This is a genomic window from Actinoplanes sp. NPDC049802 (assembly GCF_040656595.1).
GTDB lineage: Bacteria > Actinomycetota > Actinomycetes > Mycobacteriales > Micromonosporaceae > Actinoplanes.
The window spans coordinates 113,281-129,912 of record NZ_JBFAMR010000012.1 but is presented as its reverse complement, the minus strand read 5'-3'; the positions used below and the strand labels follow the sequence as shown (position 1 = coordinate 129,912).

Genomic DNA, 16,632 nt, shown 5'->3' with positions numbered 1-16,632 from the left:
GGGCCGGCATGACGCTGACCACCGACTGCACCTCGTGCGCCGACGAGCGCACCGCCGGCGCGAGCTTCTGTGAGGAGTGCGGGCGCCGGCTCACCGAGGCGGCGGAGCCGCCCTCCGCCAGGGAGGACTGCGCGCACTGCGGGGCGGCGGCCTCCGTGGACGACGACGGGTACTGCGAGGAGTGCGGCATGCAGGCCGGCCGATCCCGCGACCATCTCGAAGCCGACGGCGGCGCGACCGGCGCCGCGGTGAGCGATCGTGGCCGCCGCCATCACCGCAACGAGGACGCCATGTGGCTGGCCGTCGGCACGGACGCCGCCGACGTGGTGGTGTCCGACGGCGTCTCGGCGTCGTTCGACCCGGACGCCGCCTCGGACATCGCGGTCCGCACGGCCGGCGAACTGCTGGCCGCCGCCCGCCATCCGGACGAGCAGGCCGCCCCGGCCCACCCGGACGAGACGGTGGATCTCGGCCCGGCCGGGCTGGACCGCCCGCAGGGTGCGGTCGGGCTGGCCGGTGCGGTGGCGCACGCGATCGCCGGCGCGGCCGCCGCGGTGGCGTCGCTGGCGCACACCGGAGACCCGCGCCGGGCCGCCGCGAACCCGGCCTGCACCATCGTGGCGGCAGCGGTCCGCGGGCCGCACGTCGGGTACGGCTGGGTCGGCGACAGCCGGGTCTACTGGCTGGGCCCGGACGGCCCGGCCGAGCAGCTCACCGAGGACGACTCGTGGGCCGCCCACGTGATCGCCCTGGGGGCGGACCCGGTGACCGCCATGAACGATCCGAAGGCGCACGCCATCACCGCCTGGCTCGGTGCGGACGCCGGGCCGGTCGCCCCGCGGGTGCGCTCGTTCACCGCGACCGAGGCCGGCCATCTGGTTCTGTGCAGCGACGGGCTGTGGAACTACCTGCCCGATCCGGCCGAGTTCGGGGCCCTGGTGCGGGAGGCCCTGGCCACCGGCCCCGGGCTGCTGGGCGCGGCCCGGGCCCTGGTCGCGTACGCGAACGCGGCCGGCGGCGCGGACAACATCACGGTCGCGCTGGTCCCGGTGCGCCCGGTGGCCGAGACCGAGCCGAAGACCACGGAACTGTCCACCATCAGCGAGGATTGAGGAGTCACGCGTGTCGTACACCGCCGAGGCGTTCCAGAACGAGTACCTCGCCATGGGCGCCACCGAGGTCAACGCGATCGTGACGGTCACGTCGACCGGGAGCGAGGGCGGCCGCCGCACGTCCGGCGCCACAGAGATCATCATCGTGGACGCGTCCGGATCGATGCAGGCGGAGGGTCGCATCGGCGCGGCCCGCCAGGCCGCGAAGGCCGCCGTCGAGTGCATCGACGACGGCGTCCGGTTCGCCATCATCGCCGGCGTCAGCACCGCCCAGCAGCTGTTCCCGGACCCCGGGCAGCTGGCGGTCGCCTCGCCGCAGACCCGGGCCGACGCGGCCCGCGCGATCGACCGGCTGCAGGCCAACGGCGGCACGGCGATGGGCGCCTGGCTGCTGTTGGCCGCCCAGTTGTTCGCCCAGCGGCCGGGCGACATCAAGCACGCCATCCTGCTGACCGACGGCGACAACGGCGAGCGAGCCGGCTACCTGGAGACCGTGCTGGAGCAGATCAAGGAGCAGTTCGTCTGCGACTGCCGGGGCGTCGGGGCGAGCTGGAAGGTCGCCGAACTCCGCAAGATCGCCGATAAGATGCTCGGCACCGTCGACATCGTGGCCCGGCCCACCGAGCTGACCGCCTCGTTCCAGCAGATGATCACCGCGGCGATGGGCAAGACCAGCGCCGACGTACAGCTCAAGGTGATCACCCCGGTGACCAGCAGGGTGCGCTTCGTCAAGCAGGTCGAGCCGCAGGTCACCGACCTCACCGGCAAGCGGGTGGAGGACGGCCGGGCGGGCCGCTACCCGCTCGGCTCGTGGGGGCAGGAGAGCCGGGACTACCACATCTGCTTCGACGTGACGGCCGGCAACGTGGGCGACAACATGATGGCCGGCCGGGTGCAGGTCCTGGAGGGCGACACGGTGCTCGCCACCGTGCTGGTGAAGGCGACGTGGACCGAGGACACCGCGCTCTCCACGAAGATCAACCGGCAGGTCGCCCACTACACCGGGCAGGCCGAGCTGGCCGAGGTGATCCAGGAGGGGCTGACCGCCCACAAGGCCGGCGACGACCGGACCGCCACCATCAAGTTCGGCCGGGCCGCCCAGCTCGCCCGGGCCAGCGGCAACACCGCCACCGAGGAGCTGCTCAGCAAGGTGGTGGAGATCGAGGACGCGGTCACCGGCACGGTCCGGCTCAAGCGCCGGGTCGCTGCCGAGGACGAGATGGCCCTGGACACCCGCTCCACCAAGACGGTCCGGGTGGGCCGCGGCCAGTGAGCGCCTACACCTGCCCCAACGGCCACGCGTCGGCGGAGAACGACTTCTGCGACATGTGCGGCGCCCCGATCGAGGGCGCCGCTCCCGCCCCAGTGGTGACCGGCGCTCCCCCGGCGGCGGCCGCCGCCGAGCCGGCCGGCACGGCCGGGAACTGCCCGCAGTGCCAGGCGCCCCGGGGGCCGGGCCGGTTCTGCGAGGACTGCGGCTACGACTACACGACCGGGCGGGTCCCGCAGCTCGGCGCGGCCACGCCGGCGGGCGAGTGGACGGCGACGGTCTTCGCCGACCCGGACTATTTCGCCGACAACGACATCGAGGGTGTCGAGTTCCCGGCCGACGCACCCCGGCGCACGATCCGGCTGGCCCCGCCGCAGGTGCGCATCGGCCGGCACAGCTCGTCGAAGGGCACCGCCCCGGAGATCGACCTGGCCGAGGCGCCCGCCGATCCGGGTGCCTCGCACAACCACGCGCTGCTCACCTTCACGGTGGACGGCACGTGGCTGGTCTCCGACCTGGGCTCGACCAACGGCACCTACCTCAACGAGGAGATCCAGCCGCTGGGCCCGGGACAGACCCGGGCGCTGAAGGACGGCGACCAGATGCACGTCGGCGCCTGGACGACGATAACGCTGCACGCCCCATGACGATCGCCGCCCTGGCCGCCACCAGGGCGGCGCCTGGACGACGATAAACGCCGCACGCCCCGCCCTGGTCACCGCCCTGGCCGCCACCAGGGTGGTGGCCAGGGCGGTGACGGCCGGGAGTGCCCGTGGCGGAGGCTCGGGCACGCCGACGGTCAGCGGCTGCCGAGGCCGGCCCCGGTCGCGGGTGGTCACCACGACGTCAGTGAGCGTTCAGAACCTCCATCGCGGTGTCACCCAGCTCCGCGCTCCGCGAGAACAGCGACGCGCCCGGCCCCGGCCGGGTCCGCCCGTCCAGCCCCCGGTAGTCGCCGCCGGCCTCGGCCACGATCAGCGAGGTGGCCGCGAAGTCCCAGATCTGGCCACCGGTCTGCGCCGCCAGGTCCAGGTCGCCGCGGGCCACCAGCAGGGCGGGCTGCACCGGCCACGCCCGCTCGTCGGCCGCCTCGATGAGGGCCGCCACCCGGTCCCGGCCCCACTCCGGCACCACGCCGAGCCGGGAGCAGGCGAGGTCGGCGGGCGCGGCGCCGGCCACCCGGATCCGCCGCTCGCCGAGGATCCGGCCGTCCCGCATCTCGCCCTCCCAGGCGCCGCCGCCGCGTTCGGCCCACCAGATCCGGCCCTGGGCCGGGACCGCCGCGACGCCGACGCTGATCTCGCCCTGCTCCTCGAGGGCGATCAGCACCAGCCACCGGTCGTCACCCTCGACGAAGAGGTGGGTGCCGTCGATCGGGTCGAGGATCCAGCGGCGGCTGTCGGCGCCGGTGGTCTCGCCGTGCTCCTCGCCGAGGACGGCGTCCTCCGGCCGGGCGGCGGCCAGAACATCACGGATCCGGGTCTCGACGGCCCGGTCGGCGCCGGTCACCATCGACCCGTCCGCCTTGACCTCGCGAGGCAGCTCGGCGAGGGCCGCGAAGTGCCGAAGGGCGACGGCCGCGCCGGCGAGGGCGGCCTCCTGGGCGAGTCTCAGATCATCAGCCACGCTCCCATCCTGCCCGCGGAGCGCCGCAGTCGTTGACCCACGCCACGAGAACGTCCTGAAAACATTCGAGTCGCGCGGCCGAACGGTCGAGGAGGTCCTCGCACGGCGCCCGCAGCGCTGATCCGGCACGTGCGGCGCCGGCCCGCCCGGATCGACGCCGGTGTGTACCGGTGGATCTCGTCACCGGTCGCGATGAAACGATCTCCACAGTAGAGTCCGATCATGCATCGGAGCCGTCTCTTCGGGATCTTCATCGACACCCCTGCCGGGGAGGCGCCCGCCGCCGCCGCGTTCTGGGGCGGCGTGTTCGGCGTCCCCGCCCAGCCGGTCCCCGGCGAGGAGGAGTTCATCGCGCTCCGCGGCGCCTTCCCGGGGCTGGCCGTGGACGTGCAGGCGATCGACGGCACGTCCCGTTACCACGTCGACATCGAGACCGACGACGTGCCGGCCGAGACGGCCCGGCTGCTCGGGCTGGGCGCCGAGATGGCCGTCGATCACGGCGGCCACAAGACGTTGCGCGCGCCCGGCGGTCACCTGCTCTGCGTGGTCCCGGTCCAGAGTGAGCCGGGCCTCTTCGACGCGGAGGCCCGCACCTGGGCGTGAGTCAGGCCGCACCCGGATCGGCCCGCGGGTCCACCGCCGGCACGATCAATTAGGGTCGTCGATGCGTCGATCCATGGGGGAAGCCACATGTCGTCATCCCGCCCTGCCCTGCTCGTGCTCGTGCTCGCCACCGTCACGCTGGCCGCCGGCTGCACTACCCCGGCCGTCAAGCGGGCCTCCGCGCCGGCGTCCACGCCGGGAACCGAGTCCACGTCCGCCGCCTCGCCGGGCCCGAGCGAATTCCCGCCCCGGGACCAACTGCTCACCGCGCTGGAGAAATCGCGCAACGCCGCCTACCGGTTCTCCGTGAGCGGCGACGTTCCGGACAAGCAGAAGGTCACCGGGTCCGGCGCTTTCGACCCGAAGGCCAAGCGGCTCAGCGTCAAATACAAGATCACCGGCGGCAAGGAGACCGAGCAGACCCAGCGGATCGTGGTCGGCACCGACCTGTACTCGCGGGAGAGCAGCGGCGAGTCCTGGGTGCACCTCGACCTGAAGCGGATCAAGAAGGACTCGCTGTACTCGTTCGACATGACCGACCCGACCGGCCTGTCCCGTTTCACCTCGTCGGTCGGCCAGGTCCGCAGCACCGGGCCCAACGCGTACGCCGGAACCCTGAACATCAAGGGCGACAGGTTCAACGAGGGCTTCCTGCCGGTCGGCGCCCCGGCCGTCTCGGTGTTGTTCGGCGGCAACGCCCAGTTCACCGCGACCACCGACGCGGCCGGATGGGTCACCTCCATCGGCGTGACGCTGCGCGACGGCGACAGCACGCTGAAGATGTCCACCCGGCTCAGCGGCCACGGCAAGGCCTCCGGCGTCAAGAAACCGTCCAGCTACGGCGAGGCCTGGGACTTCTACTACGACAAGTAGGCCGTGTCACAGGTCGAAGAGGTCTGCGGCCCGGGTGGCCCGCAGCAGCCAGCGCAGGTGCGGCTGCGGATCGTGCAGGTGGCAGGTCGCCTGCCGGGCCTCCGCCACCCGCCGGGCCGCCACCAGCATCCGCAGCCCGGCCGCGTCGCAGAAGTCCACCCCGGCCACGTCGATGTGGATGTGCCGGACCGGCAAACCCAACCCGATCAGGTCGTACACCCGGGTCAGGTCGTAGAGCTGGGTCTGCAACGCCTCCACCGACACGGCGTCCAGGCTGCCCTGGAGAGTGATCAGCAGCCGGTCACCCTCCCGGCAGCCGGCGATCCGGGTCTCACTCACGACTGCGCCTCCGGGCGGGAACGGATGATGGCCCACACCAGCTTGCCGCCACGCGACGGCAGGGCACCCCACGCCGACGCCGCCGCACCGACGATCCGCAACCCCAATCCGCGGTCGGTCAGCGACGGGCCGAGCGGGCCCCTCACCGGGTCCCGGACCCGGGGCAGCGCCAGGTCACCGTCGTAGACGGCCAGATGCAGCGCGGCGGCCGGCCCGGAGCCGCGCGCCGACACCACCACCTCGATGTCGGTGCCGGCGTGCTCCGCAGCGTTCACCACCAGCTCGGAGATGACCAGGCGGGCCCGCTCGTGCAGGTGGTCCAGATCCCAGCCGGCGCAGGCGTCCGACACCAGGGACCTGGCCTGGAGAGCGGCCGCCGGGTCCGGGGGCAGAGCCAGGTGCAGCCGGTCCGGCAGGGCGTGCCGGCCGGCCAGCGCGGCCCGGGCCTGCGACACCGACGCATACAGCACCAGCCAGTCACGGGCGCCGAGACGCCGCAGCCGGCGCGCCACCGGATCGTTCGCCGCGACGCACAGGGCGACCGCGACCGGCGGCTCCATGGCCGCGCCCTGCGCACACGCGGTGAGCCACAGTGGCGCGCTCACCGCGTGCGGGTCGCGCAACCGGTGCAGGTCGATGATCACCCCGGTGGGATGCTCGGCCAGGCACTTGCCCAGCACCGTACGCGCCTGCACCGACCGCCGCCGGTCCCAGCCGCCCCACACGGACAGCTCGATGACAGCCGTGTCGGCGTCGATGACGGCCAGCACCGAATCCGCCACCGCGTCACCGGACCACCCGATCAGATGCGGTGAGCCCGCGCTCATGTTCTCTTCTCATCTCCGGAAATCAGCAACGTCGATGCCGCCGCCGCCATTCTTGGATTATCCGGAAGAAACCGTCAACGGAGATTCACCATCCGCCACGATCTACAGGCCGGTGTGCAGAGCCAGCACCCCCCGGTTGACCGCGGTGATCGCCTTGCGTGCCGTCTCCTTCACGCTCGGCGAGGCGGCAGCCGCCTCCTTCACCTGGCCGAGCAGGTCGAGCACCTGGCGGGCCCAGCGGACGAAGTCACCGGCCGGCATGTCGGCGTCGTAATGGCCGCTGGCCAGCACCCGGGCCAGCGGCTCACCGCGAGCCCAGCGGTACATCGGCCAGACGAAGCCGGGGTCGGGCTCGCGGGTCAGCGACAGTCCGTGCTCCGCCTCGTCGGCCGCGATCTCGCCCCACAGCTTGGCGCAGGCGTCGACGGCCGCGCTGACCGCGCCCTTCGGCACCGAGGCACGGTCCTCGCCCTCGCGACGTGACTCGTACAGCACCATCGACACGGCGGCGGCCAGCTCGTCGGGGGCCAGCCCGTCCCACACTCCCTGGCGCAGGCACTCGGCGACGAGCAGGTCGGCCTCCGACCAGATCCGGCCGAGCATCCTGCCCGCCTCGGTCACCTCACCGTCGGCCGAGAGGTATCCGCGGGCGGTCAGAACGGCGCACACCTCGTCGAAGGTCCTGGCGAGCGAGCCGGTCCGCCCGGCCACCTTGGCCCGCAGCGCCTCGGTGTCCCGGTGCAGCCGGTGCCGCCGCTCGGCCCAGCGGGCGTGATCCTCCCGCTCCGGGCAGGCGTGACAGGGGTGCTGCCGCATCTGCACCTTGAGCAGGGCGATCTCGGCGTCCTCCCCCGGGGTGCCCCGGTTGCGGCTCCGGCGGCGGTCCGGGTGCCGGTCCAGCCCGGTGGCGCTGACCTGGGCGGCCAGATCGCGGCGGTCGCCCGGCGAGCGGTGATTGAAGTTCTTCGGCACGCGGACCCGGGCCAGCACCTCGACCTGCCCGCCGAAATCGCCGGGGCTGACCCGGCCAGCCCACCGATCCTGTGTCAGCACCAACGGCCGCGGCTCCCCGAACCCGCCGGTCGCCGGCTCGAGGACCACGGCGAGCCCGGCCCGGCGGCCCTGCGGCACCCGGATCACATCACCGGTACGCAGCCGCTCCAGCGAATCGACGGCCGCCGACCGGCGCTGCTGAACGCCCTGGCGGGCCAGCGACTTCTCCCGGTCGGCGATGGCCACCCGCAGCCCGAAATACTCGTCGAAGTCGCCGTGGTGGCAGGCGGCGTCCTCCGAGTAGGTGTCCATGGTCTCGACGTTGCGCTGCACCTGCCGTGCCAGGCCCACCACCGACCGGTCCGCCTGGAACTGCGCGAACGACGACTCCAGCAGCTCCCGGGACTTCTCCGCGCCGACCGAGCCGACCAGGTTGACCGCCATGTTGTAGGACGGCCGGAACGAGGACCGCAACGGGAACGTCCGGGTGGAGGCGAGCCCGGCCACGTGCCGCGGGTCGACGTCGGGGCTCCACAGCACCACGGCGTGGCCCTCGACGTCGATGCCGCGGCGCCCGGCCCGGCCGGTCAACTGCGTGTACTCCCCCGGGGTGAGGTCGACGTGCGCCTCACCGTTGAACTTGACCAGCCGCTCCAGCACCACGCAGCGGGCCGGCATGTTGATGCCCAGCGCCAGCGTCTCGGTCGCGAAAACCGCCTTGACCAGGCCTTTGACGAAGCACTCCTCGACCGCCTCCTTGAAGGCGGGAAGCATGCCGGCGTGGTGGGCGGCGACGCCGCGCTCCAGGCCGTCGAGCCACTCCCAGTAGCCGAGCACCGACAGGTCCTCGGCCGGGATGCTGGCCACCTTGGCCGTCACGATCCGGCGGATCTCGGCCCGCTCCTCCGGGTCGGTGAGCCGCAGCCCGCCGTCGAGGCACTGCTTGACCGCCGCGTCGCAGCCGGCCCGGCTGAAGATGAACAGGATCGCCGGCAGCAGCCCGGCCCGCTCCAGCCGGTCGACGACCTCGGGCCGGGGCGGCGGCGTCCAGCGTCTGCCGCGCCCGCCGCGCCAGCCGCTGTTCGCCCGGTCGGTGAACTCCAGCCGCCGGTCCATCTCCCGTGTGTAGCGCAGCAGCTCGGGGTGGACGTCGTGTTTACGCGCCGCGTCGGCGTCGTGGAACAGGTCGAACATCCGGCGGCCGACCAGCATGTGCTGCCAGAGCGGCACCGGCCGGTGCTCGCTGACCACCACCTCGGTCTCGCCGCGGACGGTCACCAGCCAGTCGGCGAACTCCTCGTAGTTGCTGACCGTCGCGGACAGCGAGACGAGGGTGACCGAGGCCGGAAGGTGGATGATCACCTCTTCCCAGACCGCGCCCCGGAACCGGTCGGCGAGGTAGTGCACCTCGTCCATCACCACATAGGCCAGATTGCGCAGCTGGTCGGAACCGGAGTAGAGCATGTTGCGCAGCACCTCGGTGGTCATCACCACCACCGGGGCGTCGCCGTTGATCGCGTTGTCGCCGGTCAGCAGGCCGACCTTGTCGGCACCGTGACGCGCCACGAGATCGTGGTATTTCTGGTTGGAGAGCGCCTTGATCGGGGTGGTGTAGAAGCACTTGCGCTCGCCCGAGCGCAGCGCCAGGTGCACCGCGAACTCTCCGACCACGGTCTTGCCGGCGCCGGTCGGCGCACAGACCAGGACCCCACTGCCGCGCTCCAGCACCTCGCAGGCCTCGCGCTGGAAATCGTCGAGGTCGAAGCCCACGTCGAGCATGAATTCCTCGAGGGCCGGGTAGGTGGCGACCCGCGCCGCCCGCCGTCGTGAAGCCGCATATCTCTCGGCGGGACTAGTCATGACCACAAGGCTAGTTCGTGCGTATGACAAAACGCATCACCGGTCGCGAAGCGACGCTCACGGCAGCACGGCATAGGGCCGCGAAGGCCGCCGCGGCCGGTCGGTAAGGTGCACGGCGTGCCGGTTGCCTCCGATCCCCCCTCCCGTCCGGTGCGGCCCGTCGAGGCCGTCCTCTTCGACTTCCACGGCACACTCGCCCAAGTCGAAGACCCGCTGAGCTGGGTGGTCGCCGCGGCCGCCGCGTGCGGGGCGGAACTGGACCGGGGCAAGGCGACGATCCTCGCCGACCGCCTGACGACCGCCGGCCGGGCCGGTGGCCCGCTCCCCCACCGGGTTCCGCCGCACCTGGCCGAGCACTGGGCCGACCGGGATCTGTACCCGCACAGCCACCGGGCCGCGTACACCGGGCTCGCCGCGACCGTGAACACCGATGTGGAGGGCCTGGCCGACGCCCTCTACGAACGACTGCTGATCCCGGACGGCTGGCTGCCGTACCCGGACACCGAACCCACGCTCCGCAAACTCCACGAGGCCGGAGTGAAGGTGGCGGTGGTCAGCAACATCGCGTTCGACATCCGGCCGCTGTTCGCGGCGTGGGGCCTGGACTGCCTCGTCGACGGTTACGCGCTCAGTTACGAGGTCGGGCGGATCAAACCCGACCCGATGATCTTCTACCGGGCGTGCGGCCTGCTCGGCGTCGACCCGGAGCGGGCCCTCATGGTCGGCGACACCCCGGCCGACGCGGGCGCCGTCAACGCGGGCCTCGCCGCGCTGGTGCTGCCCGCCGCCGACCCGGGCAAACCGAACGGGCTGTCCGCGGTGCTGTCGCTGGCCCTCGGGCCCGGTCAGGCGTAACGGTCCAGGATCGTCCCGCGGCGGCCCTTGCGCGCCGAAGCCTCGGCGACCGCGGCCGGCGACTCGGCCTGCGGGTTCACCGCCGCGTCGGCGATCGCCTTGAACGCGTCCTTGGCGCCACCGAACAGCGAGGTCGCGCGGGCGGTCATCGAGGTGACGTTGCTGCCGATCGAGTTCGTCATGCCCTACCGTTCGCCCCCGGCCACGAGAATCTGACCCGGTGGTCACCGGAGCAACCGGACCGCACCCGGCACACAGCTCACCTCGACCGGCAGGGGGCCGAGACGCTCGCCGTCGGCGTACCCGATGATGCCCTCCGCCTCGATCCGCACCTCGCGGGCCCGCAAGACGGTGACCCGTGGATCGGTGACGTGGGTGCCGTTGCGCAGCCGCGGCTTCAGCCGCGTGATCGTGGCCCGGCCGAGCGTGGTCGCGAAGATGACGTCGAGCTGCCCGTCCGCCGGATCCGCGTCCGGCACGATCCGCAGACCGCCGCCGTAGCTCGGGCAGTTGCCGACCGCGACGATCTCACCCCGGAAGTGGTGCACCTCGCCGTCCGCGTACAGCGTGTAGTCGCGGGCCCGCAGCCGTGCCAGCTCCAGGACGATCGCCAGGTCGTAGCGGCGCGGCCCGGACGGCCGGCGCATCCGGTTCGCCCGCTCGTTCACCAGCGCGTCGAACCCGGCGGCCAGGACCGCACAGAACCATCGCCGCTCCCCGCGGGCGTCACAGGCCCGGGCCAGATCGAACCGGTGGTCCCGCCGATCACGCAGGGCCGCGCCGATCGCCTCCGCGGCCTTCAGAGGCTCATGGGGTACGCCCACCGCGCTCGCGAAATCGTTGCCCGTCCCGGCCGGCACCACCCCGAAGCCGACCGGCCGCCCGGCCACCGCCTGCAGGGCCCGGTGCACCGTGCCGTCGCCGCCGACCGCCACCACGGCCACGGCCCCGTCATCGACCGCACGCTGGCAGGCCAGCTCGGCCTCGGCGCTGCCGCCCGCCTCCAGCAACCGCACGGGGTGCCCGGCCGTCCCGAGAGCCTGCAACACCCCCGGAAGCAGACCGCGGTACCGGCCGCGCCCCGCCGAGGGATTGGCCAGCACCGCGATGAAGTCGCTCGTCACAGCCGCGAACGTTATACCCGCGGCGGCGATCCGGCGAGGATCAGGTCATGTCGTCGAAACGCCGCTCGATCGGCATCGGTTTCTCCACCGGCGTCGGTCCGTCGATGGCGGTGGGCGCCTCGATCGGGTCGGAGGCGCCGACCGGCACGCGGTCCTCGGCCAGCGGGGAGATCGCGTCGTCGTCGAGCCCGGCGTAGATCTCCTTGCCACGGCCCGTGCGCTTGTCGTTGAGGAACGCCACGCCGACGGCGATGAAGTAGAGCAGCGACAGGCAGGCGGCCAGCAGCGTCATGCCGAACGGGCCGGGGTCGGGGGTGGCGATCGCGGCGAACGCGAACGACAGGAAGACCACGGTCCGCCACCAACTGAGCAGCCGCCGGGCACTGACCACGCCGGTGAAGTTCAGCATGAGCAGGACCAGCGGGAACTCGAAAGCCGCACCGAAGATCATGATCATGCTGGTGATGAAGCCGGTGTACATCGTGATCTCGAGCTGCGTCGTCTCACCGATGACGCCGGCCGTCATGATGAATTCGAGGCTGTGCTGCACCACGAAGTAGGCCAGCGTCGCGCCGCCGATGAACAGGGGTGCGGCGATCGCGACGAACACATACGCCCATTTGCGCTCGTGCCGGTGCAGGCCGGGCGCGATGAACGCCCACAGCTGGTAGAGCCAGACCGGCGCCCCGATGATCAGGCCCAGCCAGAGCGCGATCTTCAGCTTCAGGACCAGCTGGTCGGTCGCGCCCAGCGTGAGGAAGTTGCACTTGCCCTGGCCGACCTGCCCCAGCGTCCACGACGTGTCGAGACCGCAGTAGGGCGCTGCCAGCAGGTCGAAGGCCCTGTCGGAGAGGATGAAACCGACGATCAGGCCGGCCACGATGCCGAGGGACGCGTAGAACAGCCGGTTCCGCAGCTCCCGGACGTGCTCGATGAGCGTCATGGAGCCGTCAGCGGCCTGCTGGAACTTGCTGGGTCCCTTTTTCTTCCGCAGGCTCAGTGCCATCGGCCCGGGTCAGCGGTCGTTGGTGCGCTGCACCGGGTCCACATAAGGCTGAGCGGGCGGCTGCTGGTAGCCGGCCGGCGGAGGCGCCTGCTGGTAGCCCTGCGGCTGGTACGGCTGCTGCACCTCACCCTGCAAGGGGGTGCGGCTGTGCTGTGGCTCCGCCTTCTCCGCGACGTTGTTGTCGTCGTCGACGAGGCCCTTGGTCTCCGCCTTGATGATCCGCAGCGAACGGCCCAGCGACCGCGCGGCATCAGGCAGTCGCTTCGCGCCGAAGAGCAGGACCAGCACAACAACGAGAACAATGATGTGCCATGGCTTGAGGGCGCCCATGGGAGACTCCAGTCGGTCGGATCAGCTTGCGGGGTCCATCGTACGTGTGGATCCTCGAGATGTTGCCCTCCGGATCCTGCCGGTTTCTTATGATCTTTGGAAGCCCGGGGCAACAGCGGGACAACCCAATCTACCTGCGGCCCAGCCCGGCCTGAATCTGCGCCACCTGGCCCTGAGCCTGCTCCGCCCGCTCCTGCAGGGCCGCCATCGTCGCCTCCAGGCGCTCCGCTCCGGCCTGGAGAGCCAGCGCCTGCTCCTGGCGGTGCTGGAGCCGCCGGGCGGCCCGCTGGAGGTCGAACAGCCGCCCCCGCAGCCTCATCGCGACGGCGATCATGACGAGCAGCGCGACCGCCACCACGGCGATCCAGACCCACATCAGCACGCCGCCACCCTATCGGCCCGGCACCGGGTCCGCAGCGAGGCCGTGCGGCGCGGCGTACTGGTCGAGGGCGGTCGCGGCCTGCGCGCGGATCCGGTCCAGCAACTCGGGCGGGCCCAGCACGGTGACGTCGCGGCCCTGGCCGGCCAGGAACCGCTGGGCCCAGCCGAGATCGGTGACCCGCATCGTGACCAGCCACTCCGGGCCCTCCCGGACAACCTGCTCGACCGGGTAGTACTCGGTGATCCACCGGCCGGCGCGGCCGACCCGCAGGGTGACCAGCGGCAACTCCGGGCCGGGATGGAAGACACCGCCGGTGACGTCGTGCGGCACCGCCCCGACCGGCGGCGCGGACGGCTCGTCCAGCTCGGCGAACGCGTCGATCCGGTCGATCCGGAAGAGCCGGGTCGCCTCGGCCCGGCGGCACCACGCCTCCAGGTAGTTGAAGCCGCCGACCATCAGCATCCGCATCGGGTCGACCACCCGATCGGTGGTCTCGTCCCGCGACGGCGTGTAGTAGGTGAGCCGCAGCGCGTTCCCGGACTCCACCGCGGCCCGGACCTTTGCGAGCCTCTCCTGGTTGGCCGGCAACCGGACCGCCACCGGGGCGTCGGCCAGGTCACCCGCCGCGTTCTCGATCTTGGCGAGGGCCCGCTCGATCGCGTCCCGGGTGCTGATGCCCGGTGTCTCGGCGAGCATCCGCAGCGCCACCACCAGGGCGAGGGCCTCGTCCGGGTTGAGCCGCAGCGGCTTGTCCATGCCGGCGTCGTGGCTGATCGTCACGTGGTCGCCGTCGATCGCCATGTCGATCAGGTCGCCGGGACCGTAACCGGGCAGCCCGCACACCCAGAGCAGCTCCAGGTCCTCGCGCAACTGCTTGTCGGTGACGCCCAGATCGGCGGCCGCCTCGGAGATCAGGATGCCGGGCCGGGCCAGCAGGTACGGCACCAGGTTGAGCAGCCGCCCCAGCCGGTCGGCGCTGGGCGTCCGCGCGCTCACGCCGTCACCTCCGCTTCGCTGCGGCGCCGCCATGAGTACAACCCTGAGCCGACCGATTCGCTCGCAAGCTCGCTCATGCCGTCACCTCCGCTTCGCTGCGGCGCCGCCATGAGTACAACCCTGAGCCAACCGATTCGCTCGCAAGCTCGCTCACGCCGTCACCTCCGCTTCGCTCCGGCGCCGCCATGAGTACAACCCTGAGCCGACCGATTCGCTCGCAAGCTCGCTCATGCCGTCACCGCCGGGGTCTCGTGCCGGGTGATCATTTCCTTGAGGTGCTGGATGACGGCGTCGCGCAACTCGGGCGGGCCGTCGGCGCGGACATCCGGCCCGTACCCCGCGATCCGGGAGGCCAGCCACTCCACGTCCCCGTAGCTGATGGTCAGCCGGTCGCCGTCCGGTCCGGGCGTAACCTCGGCGGCCAGCCGGCGCAGACCGGTGGCCCGGCCGGGGCGGACCGTCACGGTGGCCCGCCCGGTGCGCGCGATCGGGCCGGACGAGCGTGCCACGTGGCTGATCAGGTCGGCGCCGGCGGGCGGCTCGAACACGCCCGGACGGCCGGTGGCCTTCACCTCGCCGACGATGCGGGAGAGCCGGAAGCAGCGGGTGGCGGCCCGGTCGCGGTCGTGGCCCACCACATACCACCGGCCACGCCAGCAGACCACGCCCCACGGCTCCAGGCGACGGGTGCTGGGCTCGTCGACCTCGGGCACCCGGTACTTGAAGGTGACCGCGCGGCGCTCCCGGGCGGCCGAGGTGAGTGGCCCGAACGACGGGTCGACGGTCACCACCGGCTCCACCCCGAGGGTGGCCTGCGGATCCACCTCGACCCCGGCGGCCCGTAGCTTGGCCAGCCCGGACGATGCGGCGGCGGCCAGCCCGGCGTGCTGCCACAGCCGGGCCGCGATGCCGACAGCGGCCGCCTCGTCCGGTTCGAGCAGGATGTCGGGCAGGGCGTACTCCCGCTGGGCGATCCGGTAGCCGGGCTCCTGGTCGAAGATGCTCGCCGTGCCGGTCTCCAGGGGCACACCCAGCTCACGCAGCTCGGCCTTGTCCCGCTCGAACTTGCGCTGGAACGCCTCGTGGTCACGTGGGTCGGACGGATCGTGCTCGTAACCGGGCACGGTCAGGGCGATCTGCGCGGCGGTCAGGAACCGACGCGTCGACAGGAGGCAGATGACCAGGTTCACCAGGCGCTCGGTACGAGTGCGCGACACGAATGGCAACGCTAGCAGCCCGCCCGGGAAGACTCTCAGCCGTCACTGCCACGGGGGAACCTTGTAGGGTTCGCCGCATGGTGCGATGGCGGTCCGGGACGGTCCGGACGGTGCGACGGAGCTGGCACGGGGCCGTCGAGCTGGACGTGACGACCGGCGACGGCCCGGTCCGCGCCCTCGCCTACCCCGATCTGGTCGGCGTCCCACAGCCCGGCGACCGGGTGCTGCTCAACGTCGGCGCCCTGGTGATGGGCCTCGGCACCGGGGGGTACGCACTGGTCGTCGCCCTGCCCGACCGGCTGCCCGCGGATCCGGCCGGCGACGGCGCCACCCGCGACCACGGGCACCTCGTCAAGGCCCGCTACACCCCGTTGCAGCCGATCCTGCTCGGCGTCGACGAGGAGGCCTCGCCGTACCGGGAGGTGATGGCCGCCGCCGAGTCGATCGACGCGATGCCGGTGGTCCTCGCCGACCTGCACTCCGCGCTGCCCGCGATCCTGGCCGGCGTCCACGCCGACCGTCCGCAAGCCCGGGTGGCCTATCTGATGACCGACGGCGGGGCCCTGCCGGCCTGGTTCTCCCGCACCCTCGACGGGCTGCGCGGGCATCTCGCCGGGACGGTCACCACCGGCCAGGCGTTCGGCGGCGACCTGGAGGCGAGCACCGTGCACACCGGTCTGCTCGCCGCCCGGCACGTGCTGCGCGCCGACGTGACGATCGTCGCCCAGGGACCCGGCAACCTCGGCACCGGCACCACGTGGGGATTCTCCGGGGTGGCGCTGGGCGAGGCGGTCAACGCGGTCGCGGTGCTGGGCGGGCGGCCGGTCGGCTCGCTACGGATCTCCGACGGCGACGGCCGCGAGCGGCACCGCGGGGTGTCGCATCACAGCCTCACGGCGTACGGGAGAGTCGCCCTGGCGCCCGCCGACCTGCCGGTGCCGGACGGCCTGGACCCCGCGCTGGCCGCCGAGGTCGATGCCGCGCTCGCCCCGCTGAGCGGGCGGCACCGCCTGGTCCGCGTCGCCACCGCCGGGCTGGACGCGGCGCTGCGGGCCTGCCCGGTTCCGCTCTCCACGATGGGCCGCAAGCTGGATCAGGATTACGGCTACTTCCTGGCCGCGGCCGCCGCCGGCCGGCACGCGGCGACGTTGCTGACCTGACCGGCGGTCTTTGAGGTCTCCACCCACGTTTCCGGCACGCCTCTCGCGTTTCCCGTGAG

General features: G+C 72.5%; 18 protein-coding genes. 7 read left to right on the top strand and 11 right to left on the bottom strand.

Annotated elements, in window-relative coordinates; translation table 11 throughout:
* Positions 1–8: 8 nt before the first annotated feature.
* The 3 genes from AB0I88_RS11960 to AB0I88_RS11950 are packed head-to-tail and all read left to right on the top strand — an operon-like array spanning position 9 to position 3,029.
* Positions 9–1,112, top strand: a complete 1,104-nt coding sequence (locus AB0I88_RS11960) for a PP2C family serine/threonine-protein phosphatase (RefSeq protein ID WP_361021586.1) — start codon at positions 9–11, stop codon at positions 1,110–1,112.
* A gap of 10 nt (positions 1,113–1,122) precedes the next feature.
* Positions 1,123–2,385, top strand: a complete 1,263-nt coding sequence (locus AB0I88_RS11955; RefSeq protein ID WP_361021583.1) for a VWA domain-containing protein — start codon at positions 1,123–1,125, stop codon at positions 2,383–2,385.
* Complete coding sequence (locus tag AB0I88_RS11950) at positions 2,382–3,029, top strand: FHA domain-containing protein (RefSeq protein WP_361021580.1); 648 nt, start codon at positions 2,382–2,384, stop codon at positions 3,027–3,029. Before AB0I88_RS11955 ends, AB0I88_RS11950 begins: the two co-directional genes overlap by 4 nt.
* A 199-nt stretch (positions 3,030–3,228) precedes the next feature.
* Here the strand turns inward: AB0I88_RS11950 and AB0I88_RS11945 are convergent, their stop codons facing one another.
* On the bottom strand, positions 3,229–4,008 hold the full coding sequence (locus AB0I88_RS11945) for an inositol monophosphatase family protein (protein ID WP_361021577.1): 780 nt from the start codon (positions 4,006–4,008) through the stop codon (positions 3,229–3,231).
* A 222-nt stretch (positions 4,009–4,230) separates the two neighbouring features.
* Between AB0I88_RS11945 and AB0I88_RS11940 the strand changes: the two genes are divergently transcribed.
* Positions 4,231–4,611 (top strand): VOC family protein, encoded by a 381-nt coding sequence (locus AB0I88_RS11940; RefSeq protein WP_361021574.1) that lies wholly within the window; start codon positions 4,231–4,233, stop codon positions 4,609–4,611.
* An 87-nt stretch (positions 4,612–4,698) separates the two neighbouring features.
* Positions 4,699–5,484 (top strand): hypothetical protein, encoded by a 786-nt coding sequence (locus AB0I88_RS11935; RefSeq protein WP_361021571.1) that lies wholly within the window; start codon positions 4,699–4,701, stop codon positions 5,482–5,484.
* 6 nt (positions 5,485–5,490) lie between these two features.
* Here the strand turns inward: AB0I88_RS11935 and AB0I88_RS11930 are convergent, their stop codons facing one another.
* From AB0I88_RS11930 to AB0I88_RS11920, 3 genes are all read right to left on the bottom strand, one after another.
* A complete protein-coding gene (locus AB0I88_RS11930) occupies positions 5,491–5,823 on the bottom strand; it encodes an STAS domain-containing protein (protein WP_361021568.1) in 333 nt (110 codons plus the stop codon).
* The gene (locus AB0I88_RS11925) at positions 5,820–6,650 is read right to left on the bottom strand and encodes an ATP-binding protein (RefSeq protein ID WP_361021565.1); all 831 of its coding nucleotides are present in this window, start codon (positions 6,648–6,650) and stop codon (positions 5,820–5,822) included. Before AB0I88_RS11925 ends, AB0I88_RS11930 begins: the two co-directional genes overlap by 4 nt.
* A 102-nt stretch (positions 6,651–6,752) precedes the next feature.
* Positions 6,753–9,503, bottom strand: a complete 2,751-nt coding sequence (locus tag AB0I88_RS11920; protein ID WP_361021562.1) for a DEAD/DEAH box helicase — start codon at positions 9,501–9,503, stop codon at positions 6,753–6,755.
* Positions 9,504–9,611: 108 nt separating this feature from the next.
* On the opposite strand from AB0I88_RS11920, the gene AB0I88_RS11915 reads away from it, so the two are divergent.
* Entirely contained in the window at positions 9,612–10,358 is a 747-nt protein-coding gene (locus AB0I88_RS11915; protein WP_361021559.1) for an HAD-IA family hydrolase, read from the top strand.
* Here the strand turns inward: AB0I88_RS11915 and AB0I88_RS11910 are convergent.
* From AB0I88_RS11910 to AB0I88_RS11880, 7 genes are all read right to left on the bottom strand, one after another.
* The gene (locus AB0I88_RS11910) at positions 10,349–10,540 is read right to left on the bottom strand and encodes a hypothetical protein (RefSeq protein WP_361021556.1); all 192 of its coding nucleotides are present in this window, start codon (positions 10,538–10,540) and stop codon (positions 10,349–10,351) included. The two genes, AB0I88_RS11915 and AB0I88_RS11910, sit on opposite strands and share 10 nt — an antisense overlap.
* A gap of 42 nt (positions 10,541–10,582) precedes the next feature.
* Positions 10,583–11,482, bottom strand: a complete 900-nt coding sequence (locus AB0I88_RS11905) for a diacylglycerol kinase family protein (protein WP_361021553.1) — start codon at positions 11,480–11,482, stop codon at positions 10,583–10,585.
* A 40-nt stretch (positions 11,483–11,522) separates the two neighbouring features.
* On the bottom strand, positions 11,523–12,488 hold the full coding sequence (tatC, locus tag AB0I88_RS11900) for a twin-arginine translocase subunit TatC (RefSeq protein ID WP_361021550.1): 966 nt from the start codon (positions 12,486–12,488) through the stop codon (positions 11,523–11,525).
* Between the two features lie 9 nt (positions 12,489–12,497).
* Positions 12,498–12,818 carry a Sec-independent protein translocase subunit TatA gene (gene tatA, locus AB0I88_RS11895; protein ID WP_361021547.1) on the bottom strand — a complete coding sequence of 107 codons (321 nt, stop codon included), beginning with the start codon at positions 12,816–12,818 and terminating at the stop codon, positions 12,498–12,500.
* 130 nt (positions 12,819–12,948) lie between these two features.
* Entirely contained in the window at positions 12,949–13,194 is a 246-nt protein-coding gene (locus tag AB0I88_RS11890) for a hypothetical protein (protein WP_361021643.1), read from the bottom strand.
* A 15-nt stretch (positions 13,195–13,209) separates the two neighbouring features.
* Positions 13,210–14,196: a YafY family protein gene (locus AB0I88_RS11885; RefSeq protein WP_361021544.1), complete on the bottom strand. Its 987-nt coding sequence runs from the start codon at positions 14,194–14,196 to the stop codon at positions 13,210–13,212.
* A 227-nt stretch (positions 14,197–14,423) separates the two neighbouring features.
* Positions 14,424–15,413 carry a WYL domain-containing protein gene (locus AB0I88_RS11880; protein WP_361021541.1) on the bottom strand — a complete coding sequence of 330 codons (990 nt, stop codon included), beginning with the start codon at positions 15,411–15,413 and terminating at the stop codon, positions 14,424–14,426.
* Positions 15,414–15,490: 77 nt separating this feature from the next.
* Here AB0I88_RS11880 and AB0I88_RS11875 point away from each other — a divergent pair, with 77 nt between their 5' ends.
* Positions 15,491–16,573: a DUF3866 family protein gene (locus AB0I88_RS11875; protein WP_361021538.1), complete on the top strand. Its 1,083-nt coding sequence runs from the start codon at positions 15,491–15,493 to the stop codon at positions 16,571–16,573.
* Positions 16,574–16,632 lie beyond the last annotated feature (59 nt).

What these genes read in the sequence shown, in the direction of transcription:
- AB0I88_RS11960 (WP_361021586.1), top strand. Translation starts at nt 9, where the DNA reads ATGACGCTGACCACCGACTGCACCTCGTGCGCCGACGAGCGCACCGCC.
- AB0I88_RS11940 (WP_361021574.1), top strand. Translation starts at nt 4,231, where the DNA reads ATGCATCGGAGCCGTCTCTTCGGGATCTTCATCGACACCCCTGCCGGG.
- AB0I88_RS11935 (WP_361021571.1), top strand. Translation starts at nt 4,699, where the DNA reads ATGTCGTCATCCCGCCCTGCCCTGCTCGTGCTCGTGCTCGCCACCGTC.
- AB0I88_RS11925 (WP_361021565.1), bottom strand. Translation starts at nt 6,650, where the DNA reads ATGAGCGCGGGCTCACCGCATCTGATCGGGTGGTCCGGTGACGCGGTG.
- AB0I88_RS11920 (WP_361021562.1), bottom strand. Translation starts at nt 9,503, where the DNA reads ATGACTAGTCCCGCCGAGAGATATGCGGCTTCACGACGGCGGGCGGCG.
- AB0I88_RS11910 (WP_361021556.1), bottom strand. Translation starts at nt 10,540, where the DNA reads ATGACGAACTCGATCGGCAGCAACGTCACCTCGATGACCGCCCGCGCG.
- tatC (WP_361021550.1), bottom strand. Translation starts at nt 12,488, where the DNA reads ATGGCACTGAGCCTGCGGAAGAAAAAGGGACCCAGCAAGTTCCAGCAG.
- tatA (WP_361021547.1), bottom strand. Translation starts at nt 12,818, where the DNA reads ATGGGCGCCCTCAAGCCATGGCACATCATTGTTCTCGTTGTTGTGCTG.
- AB0I88_RS11890 (WP_361021643.1), bottom strand. Translation starts at nt 13,194, where the DNA reads ATGTGGGTCTGGATCGCCGTGGTGGCGGTCGCGCTGCTCGTCATGATC.
- AB0I88_RS11875 (WP_361021538.1), top strand. Translation starts at nt 15,491, where the DNA reads ATGGTGCGATGGCGGTCCGGGACGGTCCGGACGGTGCGACGGAGCTGG.